Annotated in this window: 12 protein-coding genes and 1 pseudogene; 8 read left to right on the forward strand and 5 right to left on the reverse strand. The window is 59.0% G+C overall.

Annotated features, from left to right (window positions below):
* Positions 1–3 precede the first annotated feature (3 nt).
* From NKH17_RS28860 to NKH17_RS28895, 8 genes and pseudogenes are all read left to right on the forward strand, one after another.
* Positions 4–945: an ABC transporter permease gene (locus tag NKH17_RS28860; protein ID WP_352973046.1), complete on the forward strand. Its 942-nt coding sequence runs from the start codon at positions 4–6 to the stop codon at positions 943–945.
* 1 nt (position 946) lies between these two features.
* Positions 947–1,828: an ABC transporter permease gene (locus tag NKH17_RS28865; RefSeq protein ID WP_352973048.1), complete on the forward strand. Its 882-nt coding sequence runs from the start codon at positions 947–949 to the stop codon at positions 1,826–1,828.
* A 1-nt stretch (position 1,829) separates the two neighbouring features.
* On the forward strand, positions 1,830–2,852 hold the full coding sequence (locus tag NKH17_RS28870) for an ABC transporter ATP-binding protein (RefSeq protein WP_352973050.1): 1,023 nt from the start codon (positions 1,830–1,832) through the stop codon (positions 2,850–2,852).
* On the forward strand, positions 2,849–3,880 hold the full coding sequence (locus NKH17_RS28875; RefSeq protein WP_352973052.1) for an ABC transporter ATP-binding protein: 1,032 nt from the start codon (positions 2,849–2,851) through the stop codon (positions 3,878–3,880). The genes NKH17_RS28870 and NKH17_RS28875 overlap by 4 nt, the downstream gene beginning before the upstream one ends.
* A gap of 153 nt (positions 3,881–4,033) precedes the next feature.
* Positions 4,034–4,174: pseudogene (locus NKH17_RS28880) on the forward strand (IS6 family transposase); the annotation flags it as partial.
* Between the two features lie 126 nt (positions 4,175–4,300).
* The gene (locus NKH17_RS28885) at positions 4,301–5,638 is read left to right on the forward strand and encodes an aspartate aminotransferase family protein (protein WP_352973054.1); all 1,338 of its coding nucleotides are present in this window, start codon (positions 4,301–4,303) and stop codon (positions 5,636–5,638) included.
* Positions 5,635–6,186, forward strand: coding sequence for a carboxymuconolactone decarboxylase family protein (locus NKH17_RS28890; protein WP_352973056.1), 552 nt, complete (start codon positions 5,635–5,637; stop codon positions 6,184–6,186). The genes NKH17_RS28885 and NKH17_RS28890 overlap by 4 nt, the downstream gene beginning before the upstream one ends.
* A 53-nt stretch (positions 6,187–6,239) precedes the next feature.
* Positions 6,240–7,715 (forward strand): M81 family metallopeptidase, encoded by a 1,476-nt coding sequence (locus tag NKH17_RS28895; RefSeq protein ID WP_352973058.1) that lies wholly within the window; start codon positions 6,240–6,242, stop codon positions 7,713–7,715.
* Positions 7,716–8,349: 634 nt separating this feature from the next.
* On the opposite strand, the gene NKH17_RS28900 is transcribed toward NKH17_RS28895, so the two are convergent.
* The 5 genes from NKH17_RS28900 to NKH17_RS28920 all read right to left on the reverse strand — a co-directional run bounded on the left by NKH17_RS28900 (position 8,350) and on the right by NKH17_RS28920 (position 14,576).
* The gene (locus NKH17_RS28900; RefSeq protein WP_352973060.1) at positions 8,350–9,126 is read right to left on the reverse strand and encodes a tetrahydrofolate dehydrogenase/cyclohydrolase catalytic domain-containing protein; all 777 of its coding nucleotides are present in this window, start codon (positions 9,124–9,126) and stop codon (positions 8,350–8,352) included.
* Between the two features lie 3 nt (positions 9,127–9,129).
* Positions 9,130–10,014 carry a formyltetrahydrofolate deformylase gene (gene purU, locus NKH17_RS28905; protein ID WP_352973062.1) on the reverse strand — a complete coding sequence of 295 codons (885 nt, stop codon included), beginning with the start codon at positions 10,012–10,014 and terminating at the stop codon, positions 9,130–9,132.
* Between the two features lie 127 nt (positions 10,015–10,141).
* Positions 10,142–11,551 carry an aldehyde dehydrogenase family protein gene (locus tag NKH17_RS28910; RefSeq protein ID WP_352973064.1) on the reverse strand — a complete coding sequence of 470 codons (1,410 nt, stop codon included), beginning with the start codon at positions 11,549–11,551 and terminating at the stop codon, positions 10,142–10,144.
* A 131-nt stretch (positions 11,552–11,682) separates the two neighbouring features.
* Entirely contained in the window at positions 11,683–13,086 is a 1,404-nt protein-coding gene (locus NKH17_RS28915; protein ID WP_352973066.1) for an aspartate aminotransferase family protein, read from the reverse strand.
* 122 nt (positions 13,087–13,208) lie between these two features.
* Positions 13,209–14,576: an ArgE/DapE family deacylase gene (locus tag NKH17_RS28920; RefSeq protein WP_352973068.1), complete on the reverse strand. Its 1,368-nt coding sequence runs from the start codon at positions 14,574–14,576 to the stop codon at positions 13,209–13,211.
* Positions 14,577–14,596: the final 20 nt, after the last annotated feature.

Raw genomic sequence — 14,596 nt, forward strand, 5'->3', positions numbered from 1 at the left:
GTAATGGCTGGTTACATCTTCCGGCGGCTTGTTTCGGCCATCGCTGTCATGGCGATGGTCGGGGTCTTCGTCTTCCTTCTACTCCGGATGGCGCCTGGCGACCCGGCGGCGATGATTGCCGGCCGGTCGGCGACGGAGGAAATGATTGCCGGCATCCGCGAGCAACTGGGGCTGAACGATCCTATGCCGGTTCAGTTCATACGTTGGGTGCGCGACATGCTCGGCGGCGATTTCGGCACCTCGATCTTTGCCGGACGCCCGGTTCTCGAACTGATTTCGCAGCGACTTGAGCCGACCCTTTCCCTGTCGATCCTAACGATGATCCTTTCGGTGACGGTCGGGGTCTGCTTCGGGATCCTCGCCGCCTGGCGGAGCGGGGGTCTCATCGACCGCATCCTCACCGCCTTCTCAGCATTTGCCTATTCCGTGCCGGTCTTTGTCATCGGCTTCTTTCTCATCTACTTTCTCGCGATCAGATTGCACTGGCTCCCGGTTCAGGGATATGTGCCGATTGCTGCTGGCCTCGGCCCCTGGTTCGGGCACCTGATCATGCCCACCGTGGCTTTGGGTCTCGGCTATATTGCTTTCATCGCCCGGATCACGCGGTCAAGCATGCTCGAGGTCCTCTCGGAGGACTACATGCGGACGGCCGCCGCCAAGGGCGCCTCGTCCTATGCGATGCTTTTCCATCACGCGCTGAAGAATGCCGGGGTCCCGATCCTGACCGTGATCGGCCTGAGCTTCGCCTGGCTCATTGGCGGGGTCGTGATCACGGAAACGGTGTTCAACCTACCCGGCATCGGGCGTCTCGTGGTCGATGCGATCAACAACCGCGACTACCCGATCATCCAGAGCGTGCTCATCCTGGTGTCGGGCCTCTACGTCCTCATCAATCTCACGGTCGATCTCGCCTACACGCTGATCGATCCCCGCATCCGGTACTGATATGACGCTTCTGTCCGCGCCTGTTGACGCCGTGCCGATCGGTCGGCTGCAGCGATCCGATCTTCCCCGCCTTGCAAGGCGGCACCCGCTGGTCGTGATCGGCGGTAGCCTCCTCTTGCTCCTGATCCTTCTGGCGCTCACCGCGCCGTTTTACGCCGGCGATCCACAGAACATGGATCCCTTCATCCGCCTGCAGCCGCCCTCCGATCAACACTGGTTCGGGACCGACAATCTGGGCCGGGACGTGTTTGCCCGAACCATTTTCGGGGCGCGCATCTCGCTCCTGGTCGGGCTGATCTCGGCGCTGTTGGCGGCCTGTGCCGGGCTCCTGATCGGTATTGTCGCCGGCTATGTCCGCGCATTCGACAATGTCATCATGCGGATCATGGACGCGTTGATGTCGATCCCGACCTTCCTGCTGGCCATCGCGCTCATCTCCCTGACGGGGCCCGGCATCGGCATCCTCATCGTCGCCATCGCCATCCCCGAGACGCCCGCCGTCGCGCGGCTGGTTCGCTCGGTGGTCCTGGGTGTTCGCGAACGGCCCTATGTGGAGGCCGCGATCTGCGGCGGTGCGCGCCTGCCCAAGGTGCTGTGGCGGCATATCCTGCCGAGCACCATTCCGCCGCTGATGGTGCAGAGCGCCACTGTCTGCGCCAGCGCAATCCTGACCGAGGCGGGGCTGAGCTTCCTCGGCGTGGGCGTGCCGCCGGAGATCCCGAGCTGGGGCAACATGATTTCAGGCTCGCGCCTCTATCTCGCCATCGCGCCCTTGACGGTCTTCGCCCCCGGGATCTGCCTTGCGGTCACAGTCCTTGCGGTCAATCTCCTGGGCGATGGCCTGCGTGACCTCTTCGACCCCCGCGCGAAGCGGAGGCGCTGATATGCTGATGCAGAACTTCATGGAGGATAGAGCCATCGAGAATGACATGCTCCTCGATGTCCGGGATCTCGAGACACATTTTTTTGGCGAGGAGAGCGTTACCCGCGCCCTGGGCGGCATCAGCTTCGAGGTGAAGAAGGGTGAGACGCTCGGCGTGGTCGGCGAATCCGGATGCGGCAAGAGCGTCACCGCGCTCTCGATCCTGCGCCTGCTACCGAAACTGACCGCCGAGATCGTCGGTGGCACGGTCCGCTTTCACGGACGCAACCTGCTGGATCTGTCCGATCGGGAGATGCGAAGGATCCGCGGCAACGAGATCGCCATGATCTTCCAGGATCCCATGACGAGTCTGAGCCCGGTTCACACGGTCGGACGGCAGATCGCCGAGGCGGTGGAGATCCACACGGGCGCCTCCCGCTCGGCTGCACTGGCCAGGGCCGAAGAGATGCTGCGCCTCGTCCGCATCGCCGACCCCGGGCGGCGCGTCAGCAACTACCCTCACGAGCTGTCGGGCGGCATGCGCCAGCGTGCGATGATCGCGATGGCGCTGGCCTGCTCGCCCGAGCTTCTGATCGCCGACGAGCCGACCACCGCGCTCGACGTCACCATCCAGGCCCAGATCCTGCGGCTGATCGTCGATCTGAAAGAGCGCACGGGAACGGCCGTGCTGTTCATCACGCATGATCTGGGCGTTGTGGCCGAGACATGCCAACGCGTGATCGTGATGTATGCTGGCCGAATTGTCGAACAGGCGAACATTATAGATCTGTTTGCGCATCCCGCGCACCCCTACACTCAGGGCCTCATGCGATCGGTGCCGGATCCGCGGCGCGGTCGCCAGCGCCGCCTTCCGGAAATCCCCGGCATCGTGCCAAGTCTGCGCGAGCCCATTGTCGGGTGCAGCTTCGCGCCTCGCTGCCCGTTCGCGATAGATATTTGCCGCGACAAGACGCCTATCCTCCGTGATGTAGGGTCGAGCCACGCCGCGGCTTGCTGGCGCGCTGAAGAGGTGATGGGCGCATGAACGGTCCTCTGCTGAAAGTCGAGCATCTGACCAAGCACTATCCGCTTGGCTCGGGAATCTTCAAGAAAAGCATTCCGGTGATCCGGGCGGTGGAGGATGTATCCTTCACCGTCGAGGCAGGTGAGACACTCTGCATCGTCGGCGAATCCGGCTGCGGCAAGTCCACCGTCGCGCGGCTCCTGATGCGGCTCGTGCAGCCGACTAGCGGGCGCGTGCTGATCGACGGGACCGATATTGCGAGCCTCAAGAAGGACGCGCTTCACGCGTGGCGCCGTCGGATGCAGATGGTCTTTCAGGATCCTTACTCGTCGCTGAACCCGCGTCTCACGGCCGGACAGATCATCACCGAACCCGTGGAGAATTTTGAACGTCTCAGCCGCATGCAGCGACAGGCACTCGCCGCGGACCTTCTCCGAAAAGTCGGAATGTCGCCCGAGATGATGCATAGGCTGCCATCCGAATTGTCAGGCGGTCAGCGCCAGCGGCTCGGCATTGCGCGCGCCCTGTCGCTCAACCCCTCTCTCATCATCGCCGACGAAGCGGTGTCCGCCCTTGACGTCTCCGTGCAGGCGCAGATTCTGAATCTGCTTCTGGATCTCCAGCAGCAGATGGGCATCGCCTTCGTCTTCATCTCGCATGATCTTGGCGTCGTCGAGCATATCGCGCATCGCGTTGCCGTCATGTACCTGGGGCGGATCGTGGAGCTCGCCCCGAGCGAGGCGCTCTTCGCGAAACCGGTCCATCCCTACACCGAGGCGCTAATCGCCGCAGCTCCGGTTCCGGATCCGACGCGGGTTCGGCTGGAGGCGCCCGTTGAGGGCGAGGTGCCAAGCCCCATCAATCCGCCGACTGGGTGCGCGTTCCACCCGCGCTGCCCACTCGCCGTCGAGCGTTGTCACATTGAAGTGCCACCTCTGGTGCCAATGGCAGACGGGCGGGTTGTGGCTTGCCACGTGCGTGCCCCGGCCACAGATGGCCAAGCTCAACCCGCGACGGCACCTTTTCGCATTCCAATGTGTAGTAGCTGAGCAGCGATCAGCAATCCAACAAGCCAGAGTTCCAACCTCGAATTTAGTTCCTGCAGGGAAAGAAGACGTCAACGAAACCGGTTCGAAGAAGACGTGCACATCGCGGAAGATGAACGGAGCATCGGAATCTTGAGGAAGCGTTCCGGAACGCGGCTTGAGGTCGATCACAGCACGATCAACCGGTGGGTATTGGATTACGCACCAATGATCGAAAAGCGTCTACGTCAGTCTCGCCAGCCACATTACGGCTTGGTTCGTGTCGACGAAACCTACGTCAATATCCGCGGCAAATGGCTGCCTGTATCGGGCGACGCCTCTTCGATTGGGATAAAGCACGAAAATAGGTCACTCAGCGGATAATCGCGGCCGCGGAAATGTTTGCGACAAGCCCCCAATTAACGACCGGACTGCGAGACTGAGATGAGCAAAATTCTACATCGAACAATCGGTGCTTCTTTACCAACTGCCGTAGCAGGAGAGGGGATTTACATTACGGATGACCGAGGGCGCAGTTACATAGACGGCTCTGGTGGGGCAGCAGTTAGCTGCTTGGGCCACAATCATCCAGAAGTTCTTGAAGCGATGAAGGTGCAGATGGGGCGTATCAGTTACGCCCATACATCTTTCTTTACGACGGACGTTGCTGAACAGCTTGCTGAGCAGCTTATTGATCTGGCGCCAAGCGGTCTTGATTATGTGTACCTAGTCTCTGGCGGCTCAGAAGCTATGGAGGCTGCTCTCAAGATGGCGCGCCAGTATTTCGTAGAGATTGGCCAGGCTGAGCGACGCCACATCATTGCACGCCGGCAGAGCTATCACGGCAATACGATCGGGGCTCTGGCAACCGGTGGAAACGCATGGCGCCGGGCGCAATTCAAGCCGATCTTACCGGAAACATATCATGTTTCGCCCTGCTATGCCTACCGCGATATGCAGCCGGGCGAAACAGCTGAGGCCTACGCCGAGCGCCTCGCCACCGAACTTGAGGCCAAAATTGTCGAGTTGGGAGCCGAGAAGGTCATGGCGTTCGTGGCTGAACCGGTGGTCGGTGCGACACTTGGAGCCGTAGGGCCGGTGGCGGATTACTTCAAGCGCGTCCGCCAGATCTGCGACAACCACGGCATCTTGCTGATCCTTGATGAAGTCATGTGCGGAATGGGTCGCACTGGAACGATATTCGCGTTGGAGCAGGAAGGAATCGTTCCGGATCTCGTCACTATCGCGAAAGGATTGGGTGGTGGTTTCCAGCCGATCGGCGCGGTGCTTCTGTCAAAAGAGATTTATCGTGCCTTCAAAGAAGGTTCGGGACTGTTCCAGCACGGACATACGTATATTGGTCACCCCATTGCTGCAGCCGCCGCCAGCAAGGTTGTCGAAATCCTTAAGCGTCCGGAGACCATAGCCAACATCAGCAGAATGGGTGAACGACTTGATGCCGGCCTCAACGCGGCTCTCGGTCAATCTCCCTATGTCGGGGACATTCGCGGTCGCGGTCTATTCCGCGGCGTGGAAATTGTGGCGGATAAAGACACCAAGCAGCCGTTCGATCCAGCTTACAAGATCCACTCCAAGATCAAGAAGGAGGCGATGCAGCGTGGCCTGATGTGCTATCCGATGGGAGGCACCATCGACGGTGTGCATGGCGATCACGTGCTGCTGGCACCTCCCTACATCATTCAATCCGAGCAGATCGATATGATCGTGGAGCGGCTCGCCGCCGCAATAGATAGTGCCGTTGCAGGAGGCTATTCGTCATGAATCTCTCCTCTAAAGCGACATCTCCCTGTCCGCCCTTAGCCGACGAAGACTGGCCCGCAGAAATCGCTGATATGAAGGCCGGCTTTGCCGGAGCACTTAACGTCTACCGAACGATGGCGCGCCACCCGGCTTTGCTGAAAGCATGGGCTCCGCTACGCCAACATATCGTCAAGGACAGCGTTCTGGGCGACGTCCGATCAGAACTTGTCATTCTGAGGTCTGCCCATCGTATGGGCTCGGACTATGAATGGGTCCATCATGTGAGCCGCGCCCGTGCGCTCGGCATTGCAGACGCGCGAATTCAAGCAATGCGAAATTCGCCAGACGGGGAAGACGGCCTTATCGCATCTGCAGTCGACGCGCTGTTTGACAGGGGATACCTCCCTCCGGAGATAGAAGGTGCCGTTGCCGAAGCGATAGGTCAACAGGCTGTATTCGACCTGATAGCAACAGTCGGATTCTACTCAACATTAGGCTTCATCTTGAGGACTTACGAGACACCTATCGACCGCGCTGTCGCCGGCGAATTCCAAAGGCGGCCCCTCTGAAACCAGTTTGCGTCATGTATTGGCAATGAAAAATGCAGAAAGGATTGAATCAAATGAAAGTAGCTATTGCTGGGTTCGGAGCTGAATCGGTCAGTTTCCTACCTAGCCTTTTGACTGTAGAGGACTTCAAACATTTAGAGTGGAGTGGAAACGAGATATTACGAGGTCACCGCGGAATGAACACCGTCCCGGGCGGCTTCATTGACGTCTGTGAGCGCGAGGGCATCGAGATGGTGCCCATCGTTCACGCCGAAGCCAATGCAACGGCACCTGTTTCCGATCAAGCGTTCGACTACTACTGCCGAGTCATCATTGATGGACTAAAAGAACGTCGTGGGGCTCTGGACGGCGTTCTTCTCTACCTGCATGGGGCATGCACGACTCCGACGCGGCCCGACCCCGACCGCGATCTTCTGCTTCTCGTTCGAGCCGAGGTCGGCCCCGATGTTCCCGTGATGCTGGCCCTCGACTATCACGGCAACCTCGATGCCTCCACCATCTCGGGCGCAACAGCCACTTTTGGCTTTCACTATTCGCCGCATACCGATATGGCAGACACCGGGCGGCGAGCTGCGGAATGCCTCGTCAAGACCTTGCGGGGAGAGATCAGCCCTGTCACGGCAATCGCCCGGCCGGGTGTTATGGTTCCGAGTATCTTCAGCGCGACAACTTTACAACCGCTTTCGAGTTTCGTCGCCCGCTCTATCGAACTTCCACAAACGACTCCCGGAGTGCTGGATGTTTCGGTATTTGCGGGCTTCTCATATGCAGACGTACCGAACTGCGGTTTCTCCGTGGTCGTCGTCGCGGACCGAGACCGCAACCTTGCCGAACGGGTGGCAAACGACCTAAGCAGGTCGATACATGAGGCCCGTCGTGAACTCCATGTGCCTGGATTGGTAAGGGGTTTGACAGAGGGTGTGTCCTATGCGCTTCAACGGGCTCAATCGTCAAACGGGCCAATTGTCCTGCTCGAGCACGCCGACAGAATGATAGATTCTACCTACGTCTTGCAAGAATTGATCCGGCAGGGTGCCAAGAACGCAGCTGTTCCGTTTCTCTGGGACCCCGACAGCGCGGCGGCTGCATGCCGAGCCGGCGTGGGAACAACGATCAAGCTGAAGCTTGGTGGCCACTCGTCAGCAAGATCGGGCGGACCGGTCTCGGTTGAGGCAAAGGTGCTGTATGCGGGCGAAAAGAGCTTTTCTGTATCCGGGCCGATGTCTCACGGTCTAAAGGTTGACCTTGGCCTGACGGCGGTGCTTGACGTTGAAGGCATTATTGTCAGTGTCACTACGGCGCCGACCACGGCGGTCGATGAGGACCCATTCTTGCAGTTTGGCATGCGCCCGCAGGACTTTTCCGTCATCGTGCTCCGATCGAAGACGCACTTCCGGGCGGTTTATGAGCCCCTAGCTGAAGAGATTGTCATTGTCGACACACCGGACTGGGGGCCAGCCGACCTCACGACGCTACCATACCGGCACGCACCGACCGCCACCTCCTATCCGTTCGTCGACTATGATTGAGTTCGGCTGCCCTAATGATCGTGCGCAATGTGGACCGAATGCACCGGAGTATGTTCATGTCCCACTCCGTGGTGGTGGAGCTGATGATGCAAGCGGTGGTGCGCGAGTTCAAGAGCAGCGCGCATCCGCGCCTGCTAAGACTGCCGGTCCAACGAGGACCGGCAGCTTGAAACTTGATCCTTCCTGCCCAAGTTTGGCGCGGTGCTGATGGAATCGCGGGGGTCTATTGCATGCCGTACAAGTGAGTGCGGGAGGGCAAGCCGCGCGAAGGCCGATATGGTCTGACTTGGGGCGCCGACCCCCGGCGTTTCAGAAAGCCAGTGGCTTAACGTCCAATTTAATCAGACATTGGGGTGGTGTTAAATAGCCGCGACCTGTCGAACCGAGACGTCGAGTAGGTTTGTCCCTCGATGATTTTCAATAAGACTTGGAGCAAGCTGCATTCATACTTTTCAATATTAATAATTGTCTATTTTTACTGAAAGAAGTTCCAACATCAGTTATCCGACTTAGAGGCGGTTTTGCGCGTTGCTTTTTGGGTGGAGATGGAAGTCTTCCGTCGGTTAACAAAAGCGCGACAAGATGCCTGTCGACCTTGGTTCTCCATCTCTGCCGCCCACGCTCGCCGGCGTGGTCAGTGTCGGTTCGTCGGGGATCCCTCGGTTCTGGGCGAGATCTGGATCGAAGTTTTTAAGACGTTGATCCGGTTGATGCCGACATCAATCACGGTCGCACCCGGCTTGACCCCGTCCGCCTTCACCATCTCCGGCCGTCCCACCGCAGCCACCAGAATATCGGCGCCACGCGCCACGGACGCCAGATCCTTCGTGCGCGAATGCGCCGCCATAACCGTGGCATTGGCATTAAGCAGCAATTGCGCCATCGGCTTGCCGAACAAATTGGAGCGGCCGATAACGACCGCCATCAAGCCCGACAGGTCCTCGCCATGGATGGAGCGTACCAGCAGCATGGCTCCGGCCGGCGTGCAAGAAATCAGGCCGGTCGTCAAGTCACCGATTGCAAGTTTGCCGGCATTGACGACATGCAGGCCATCGACATCCTTCTCCGGGCGGATTGACTGGATAATCGCATCCGCATCAAGATGCTTCGGCAGCGGCAGTTGCACGAGGATGCCGTGGATGGATGCATCGTCGTTCAGAGAGGCCATGAGGCCAGCGAGCTCGCCCTGCGTTGTTTGCGCCGGCAACGTGTGCTGGATGGAGTTGAAGCCGCATTCCTTGGCCATACGGCCCTTGGCGCCGACATAGGCGTGGCTGGCCGCATCGTCACCGACAATGACCACCGCAAGTCCTGCTTTCACACCCTTTATCCGCTCAAGATCAGAAGCCGCTTGCTTCACCGCTTCAATAACGGTTGCCGCAACCTGTTTGCCGTCGACGGTATGCGTCATCGCTCAGCCCATGCGCTCAGAAGCGTAGCTTCCCGGGCTTGCCGGGAAGACGACGGTTCGTTCCCCGTTGATGAAAGTGCGGTGGTGTATGTGCGCATGTATGGCGCGTGCCAGCACCTGGCTTTCGACGTCGCGGCCCATCGAGACGTAGTCTTCTACGGACTGTGCATGGGTGACGCGGACCGTGTCCTGCTCGATGATCGGGCCTTCGTCGAGATCGGCGGTGACGTAGTGTGCCGTTGCCCCGATCAACTTGACGCCTCGCTCGTAGGCCTGCTTGTAAGGGTTGGCGCCCTTGAACGAGGGCAGGAATGAGTGGTGGATGTTGATGATGCGGCCCGACATCTTCTTGCACATGGCATCGGATAGGACCTGCATATAGCGGGCAAGCACGATCAGTTCGGTGCCGGTCTGCTCGACGATGTCGAGGATCTGGGCCTCGGCCTGCGGCTTGTTTTCCTTGCTCACCTTGACGTGGTGGAAGGGAATGTCGTGGTTGACCACGACCTTCTGGTATTCGAAATGGTTTGAAACGACGCCAACGATGTCGATCGGCAGGGCGCCGATCTTCCAGCGGTAGAGCAGGTCGTTGAGGCAATGGCCGAAGCGGGACACCATCAGCAGCACCTTCATGCGCTTGGTGGGATCGTGGATCTCAGTATCCATCGCGAACTTCGCGGCGATCGGCTTAAGGCCTTTCACCAGGTCGGCCTGGCCGACACCCTCCTCGGAGATGAAGGAGACACGCATGAAAAACTTGCCTGTGTCGAGATCGTCGAACTGCGAACTATCGACAATGTTGCAGCCCTGGCTCGCCAGGAAAGTCGCAATCGCAGCTACGATACCGCGAGTCGATCTGCACGAGACCGTGAGTACGTAGTGCGTCATCTTAAACTCACTTTGTTGAATACCGAGCGTTTTACTCGCAATGGCATGCCCTCAAAACCAAGCGTCGAAGATTGCTTGTCACAAATGGAGTTTCTCCAGATACCCGTCGCTTGTTGGGGCCTGGGGATTAACCGCGATTGATGCAAACCACCTTTGGCTGAGTCATCTCCTCATAGGCAAATCGAACGCCTTCCCTGCCCATGCTGCCGTATTTGAAGCCCCCGAAGGGCATGGCATCGAAGCGATAGTCCGACGAGTCGTTGATCATTATGCCGCCTGCCTCGATCTTCCTTGCCGCCTCAAGCGCGACAGTGAGATTGTTGGTGAATATGCCGGCATGCAAGCTGTATTCCGGAACGTTGGCCATCTCGATGGCCTCATCAAGCGTGTCGAACGGAGCAAGCATCGCGATGGGCGCGAACACTTCCTCGTGCCACAGCCGGCAGGTCTGAGGCGTGCCTTCCAGCACAGTGGGATGGTAGAGGGAACCGTCGCGGCGGTGTCCGCACAACAATTTCGCACCCGCGTCAATGGCTTCATTCACTGCCGTCTCGGCGCGTTCCGCTGCCTCTCTGGAGATCAGCGGTCCAACGTCGGTATCCTCGCGTGACGGATCGCCTGCTTTTAACTTTTTCGCTGCCGCCACAAAGGCATCGCGGTACCGCTCATAAAGTGCAGCCTGCACCAAAATGCGCTGGGCGCCGATGCAGTTTTGTCCAGCCGCCCAGAACGCGCCGGAAACCGAGCCTTCGACCGCTTTGTCGAAGTCGCAATCAGTCATGACGATGACGGGTGCATTGCCGCCGAGTTCCATCGCCAGTTTTTTGAGCCCTGCCGAGCGACTGATTGCCTCTCCGGTTGCAAATCCCCCAGTGAACGACACCATGCGAATCTCGCGGGCGGCGACCATGGCCTTGCCGAGATCGGTACCGCCCACCGCGACAGTGATTACCTCCTCCGGCAAACCGGCTTCGCGAAGGGCTTCGACGAGATTGATGGCCGAAAGCGGCGTCAGTTCCGATGGCTTCAGCAGAACGGTATTGCCGCCGGCGATTGCGGGACCGAGCTTGTGAGCCACAAGGTTCAGCGGATCATTGTAGGGGGTAATCGCGGTGATGATCCCGAGCGGTTCACGCGTGAACCAACCCTGCCGCTGCTCTGATCCAGCATACGCATCGAAGGGCACGATCTCGCCGGCATTGCGCTTTGCTTCCTCAGCTGAGAGCTTCAGCGTATTGGCACAACGAAGGACCTCTTTGCGCGCCTGAACAATGGTCTTTCCAGCTTCCCGGACGATGGTATCGGCGAAGGCGTCGCGACGGCGCTCGACAATCTTTGCCGCGTCTTCAAGGATGCTCGCGCGCCGATGCCTTGGCAGGTTGCGCGAAAGCTTGGCTCCGCGTCTGGCGCGCGTCAAAAGCTCGCCGATTTCGCTTGCACCCGTAGCGTTGACCGTACCCACAAGCGACCCGTCATAGGGGCTGTATACGGTTATGGGCGCCAGGCCGGCAGTGATGTGCAGTTGGGCAGCGGTCATAGGCGAGTTTCTTCTTCCCTAATGATGCGGCGGCATGCGCGGCTGCTAAGTTTGTTAGTCGGGGCAAGGTGCTTGGTCGATTACTACCCGAACGTTCGCCAGGGCGGCCGAAGCTCTGCGGTCGTCCCCGTTCAGATTTTCTGGCCGTCGCGAACGAGTTCGTCCATGACGGAGCGCACGGCGCTTTCAGCGATTGCCACGATCTCTTCGACTTCAGACTTGGTAGTTACGAGTGGCGGGGCAAAGCCCAGAATATCCCCATGCGGCATGGCGCGAGCGATAAGACCACGGTCGCGGGCTGCCTTGGAAATTCGTGCACCAACCTTGAGCCTCGGATCAAAACGCTTCCTGTTGTCGCGATCGGCCACAAACTCGATCGCGCCCATAAGGCCGACTCCGCGTACTTCACCGACGATCGGCAATTGCGCGAATTTCTCCTTCAGCTGCGCTTGGAAAAACGCGCCAACGTCACGGGCATTGCCAGGGAGGTCTTCTTTCTCGACAATGTCGAGTACCGCGTTGGCCGCGGCGGCGCCGATCGGGTGACCCGAGTAGGTATAGCCATGTGAGAATGCGCCAACCCTGTCAGCGCCGTCTTCCAACACCTTATAGACCTTCTCGCCAACGATCGCCGCGGAGAGCGGGAAGTAGGCAGACGTCAGACCCTTGGCGACCGTAATCAGGTCGGGTTCGATGCCATAATGCTGCGAGCCGAACATGGAACCCGTTCGGCCAAAGCCGGTGATCACTTCGTCGGCGATGAGGAGCACGTCGTGCTTTTTGAGAACGGCCTGGATCGCCTCCCAATACCCTTCTGGCGGAGGCGTGATGCCGCCTGTGCCGAGAACAGGCTCAGCGATGAAGGCACCGACATTGTCGGGACCAAGACGTTCAATCAGCTGATCGAGCTCGGCGGCGCGGCGGGCAGAGAACTCCCGCTCAGTTTCTCCCGGGGTTGCACCCCAGTAGTGGTGAGGCGCGCCGGTATGGACGATCTGCGGCAGCGGCAGATCCATATGGTCGTGGTAGAAGCTCATGCCGGTCATCGAGCCGGAGACGACGCTGCAGCCGTGATAGCCGCGCTCACGCGAGATGATCTTCTTCTTGGATGGCTTGCCGCGCAGGTTGTTGTAGTACCAAACGAGCTTGGCCTGGGTCTCGTTCGCATCCGAGCCGGACATGCCGTAGAAAACCTTGCTCATCTTCCCCGGCGCCATCTTCACGAGGCGATCAGAGAGGATTGCAAGCTCATCGGTCGTGTGCGCGGCATAGGAATGATAATAGGCAAGGCGATAGGCTTGGCGCGAAATCGCCTCGGCGACTTCGGTGCGGCCATAGCCGACATTGACGCAATAGAGGCCGGCAAAGCCATCGATCAGCTGGTTGCCGTGCGCGTCCTGGATACGAATGCCCTTGCCCGTCTCGACGATTGTCGGCTCGCCCAGCTTGCCGGTCGCAAAGTCCTTGAGATGCGTGAAAGGATGCAGGACGGAGTTGCGGTCCTTTTCGCTGATGTCCTTAATGTTGATGGTCATTTGAACTCCCTTTCGCTGCCGCATCTGCGACGAATATTTCTGGTCTCTGCGGCCGAGCCGTACGCTGGATCAGGAAGCGTGGACAAGTCGGGAAACACTTCGGTCGGAACATGCTCTCCGTACTAGGGCTTCACTTGCTCCGCTCGAGCCTCTATTCCACACCAGGCTGCGGCAAACAGAGCGATCGCCTTTGTAACCCGCAACAGGGACGGCAAGTTCACTCGCTCATCAACAGCATGGATGTGTTCGGCAGCTGGCCCATAAACCAGGCTGGTCATGCTGCCGTGTATGGCAAAGACAGCGGCGTCGAGATAGCAAGGCATTACGAAGCGTTGAAGTTCCCTTTCGGAATTGTCAGCGAGGGAGTGCGCCTTTGCCAGCAGTACTTCAGCGTCACTTCCTGGAGCAAGAACATATCCACCCTGCTTGACGCCGACCCATTCGATCTCAGGCTCGGGGCATCCCTTAAGTTGTGGGTCGTTCAGAAATGCATTTTTGAGGAAGTTCTCGAACCTTACGGCGCGCGCCTCTGGCATCTCGCCGGGGTAGAAGCCAATGCGGCCTTCAAAACGGCACTCGCTTGGCACCGAGGCGAGCCACTCGCCTCCCGATATCGTGCCGATTGTCAAAGCTATTGGATTGTCGACGCCGGCGAAATCGGGCTGAGATATGGGTCGCTCCGCGATCCACTCCTGTTCGAGCTGGCGCAGATGTTCGATAGTCCGAATTGCGATGTCGATTGCGCTCCTGCCGGTGGCGACCTCGAGTGGGTGAGCCGGAATCCCTTGGACTGTGACAGCAAATTTCATGACGCCGGTATTCGCGCTTACCACCTTCTCATCAGTAGGCTCCGAAATGAGAACTGCATCAGCGCGGAAACCCTCCGCGAGAACCATTGCCGCTCCATTGCCTGTGGTTTCTTCTTCAATGACGGATTGAAATTGCACCGCCCCCTTCAGGTCGAAGCCTGCGGCCGCAAGCGCGTCAAGGGCGAACAGGTTTGCAGCCAAGCCAGCTTTCATGTCACCCGCACCACGGCCATAAAGCCAATCCCCGTCGCGAGTCGCCGAAAACGGCTCATATTTCCATCGGGCGCTTGTGCCGACTGGCACCACATCAACATGTGCGTTCAGGGCCAGAGACCTGCCGCCTTCTAGCGTTGGCCGCTTCGAGCCAACAACAATGGCAGAATCTTTGAGTTCAAATCGGGTTGGTGAAAAAGCCGGATCCGTGCCGATGCGAGCTGGGTCGATCGCGAAGCTGCGAACGTCATAGCCACGTTTTTCGAGCGCGTTGGAGACAATTTTCTGAACACTAGCTTCATTGCCTCGAAGCGAGGCAGCACGCACCAATTGTGTCAAAAACTCGACCTGCTCATCGAAGCGGTTCTCAACCGCCTTGATGATGCGCTCGATATCCGCAGGTCCCAATGGAGACTTGTCCAATGAAACCTCAACAGCGGGATGCCGCAAAGATGTCGGGTCGTTCACGTTCGCGCTCCTTAAGTCTT

It is taken from the genome of Mesorhizobium sp. M1334, from assembly GCF_040317995.1.
Taxonomy (GTDB): Bacteria; Pseudomonadota; Alphaproteobacteria; order Rhizobiales; family Rhizobiaceae; genus Mesorhizobium.

Bases quoted from the DNA above. Each gene is read 5' to 3' on its own strand.
- NKH17_RS28860 (WP_352973046.1), top strand. From the start codon at position 4: ATGGCTGGTTACATCTTCCGGCGGCTTGTTTCGGCCATCGCTGTCATG.
- NKH17_RS28865 (WP_352973048.1), top strand. From the start codon at position 947: ATGACGCTTCTGTCCGCGCCTGTTGACGCCGTGCCGATCGGTCGGCTG.
- NKH17_RS28870 (WP_352973050.1), top strand. From the start codon at position 1,830: ATGCTGATGCAGAACTTCATGGAGGATAGAGCCATCGAGAATGACATG.
- NKH17_RS28875 (WP_352973052.1), top strand. From the start codon at position 2,849: ATGAACGGTCCTCTGCTGAAAGTCGAGCATCTGACCAAGCACTATCCG.
- NKH17_RS28885 (WP_352973054.1), top strand. From the start codon at position 4,301: ATGAGCAAAATTCTACATCGAACAATCGGTGCTTCTTTACCAACTGCC.
- NKH17_RS28890 (WP_352973056.1), top strand. From the start codon at position 5,635: ATGAATCTCTCCTCTAAAGCGACATCTCCCTGTCCGCCCTTAGCCGAC.
- NKH17_RS28895 (WP_352973058.1), top strand. From the start codon at position 6,240: ATGAAAGTAGCTATTGCTGGGTTCGGAGCTGAATCGGTCAGTTTCCTA.
- NKH17_RS28900 (WP_352973060.1), bottom strand. From the start codon at position 9,126: ATGACGCATACCGTCGACGGCAAACAGGTTGCGGCAACCGTTATTGAA.
- purU (WP_352973062.1), bottom strand. From the start codon at position 10,014: ATGACGCACTACGTACTCACGGTCTCGTGCAGATCGACTCGCGGTATC.
- NKH17_RS28910 (WP_352973064.1), bottom strand. From the start codon at position 11,551: ATGACCGCTGCCCAACTGCACATCACTGCCGGCCTGGCGCCCATAACC.
- NKH17_RS28915 (WP_352973066.1), bottom strand. From the start codon at position 13,086: ATGACCATCAACATTAAGGACATCAGCGAAAAGGACCGCAACTCCGTC.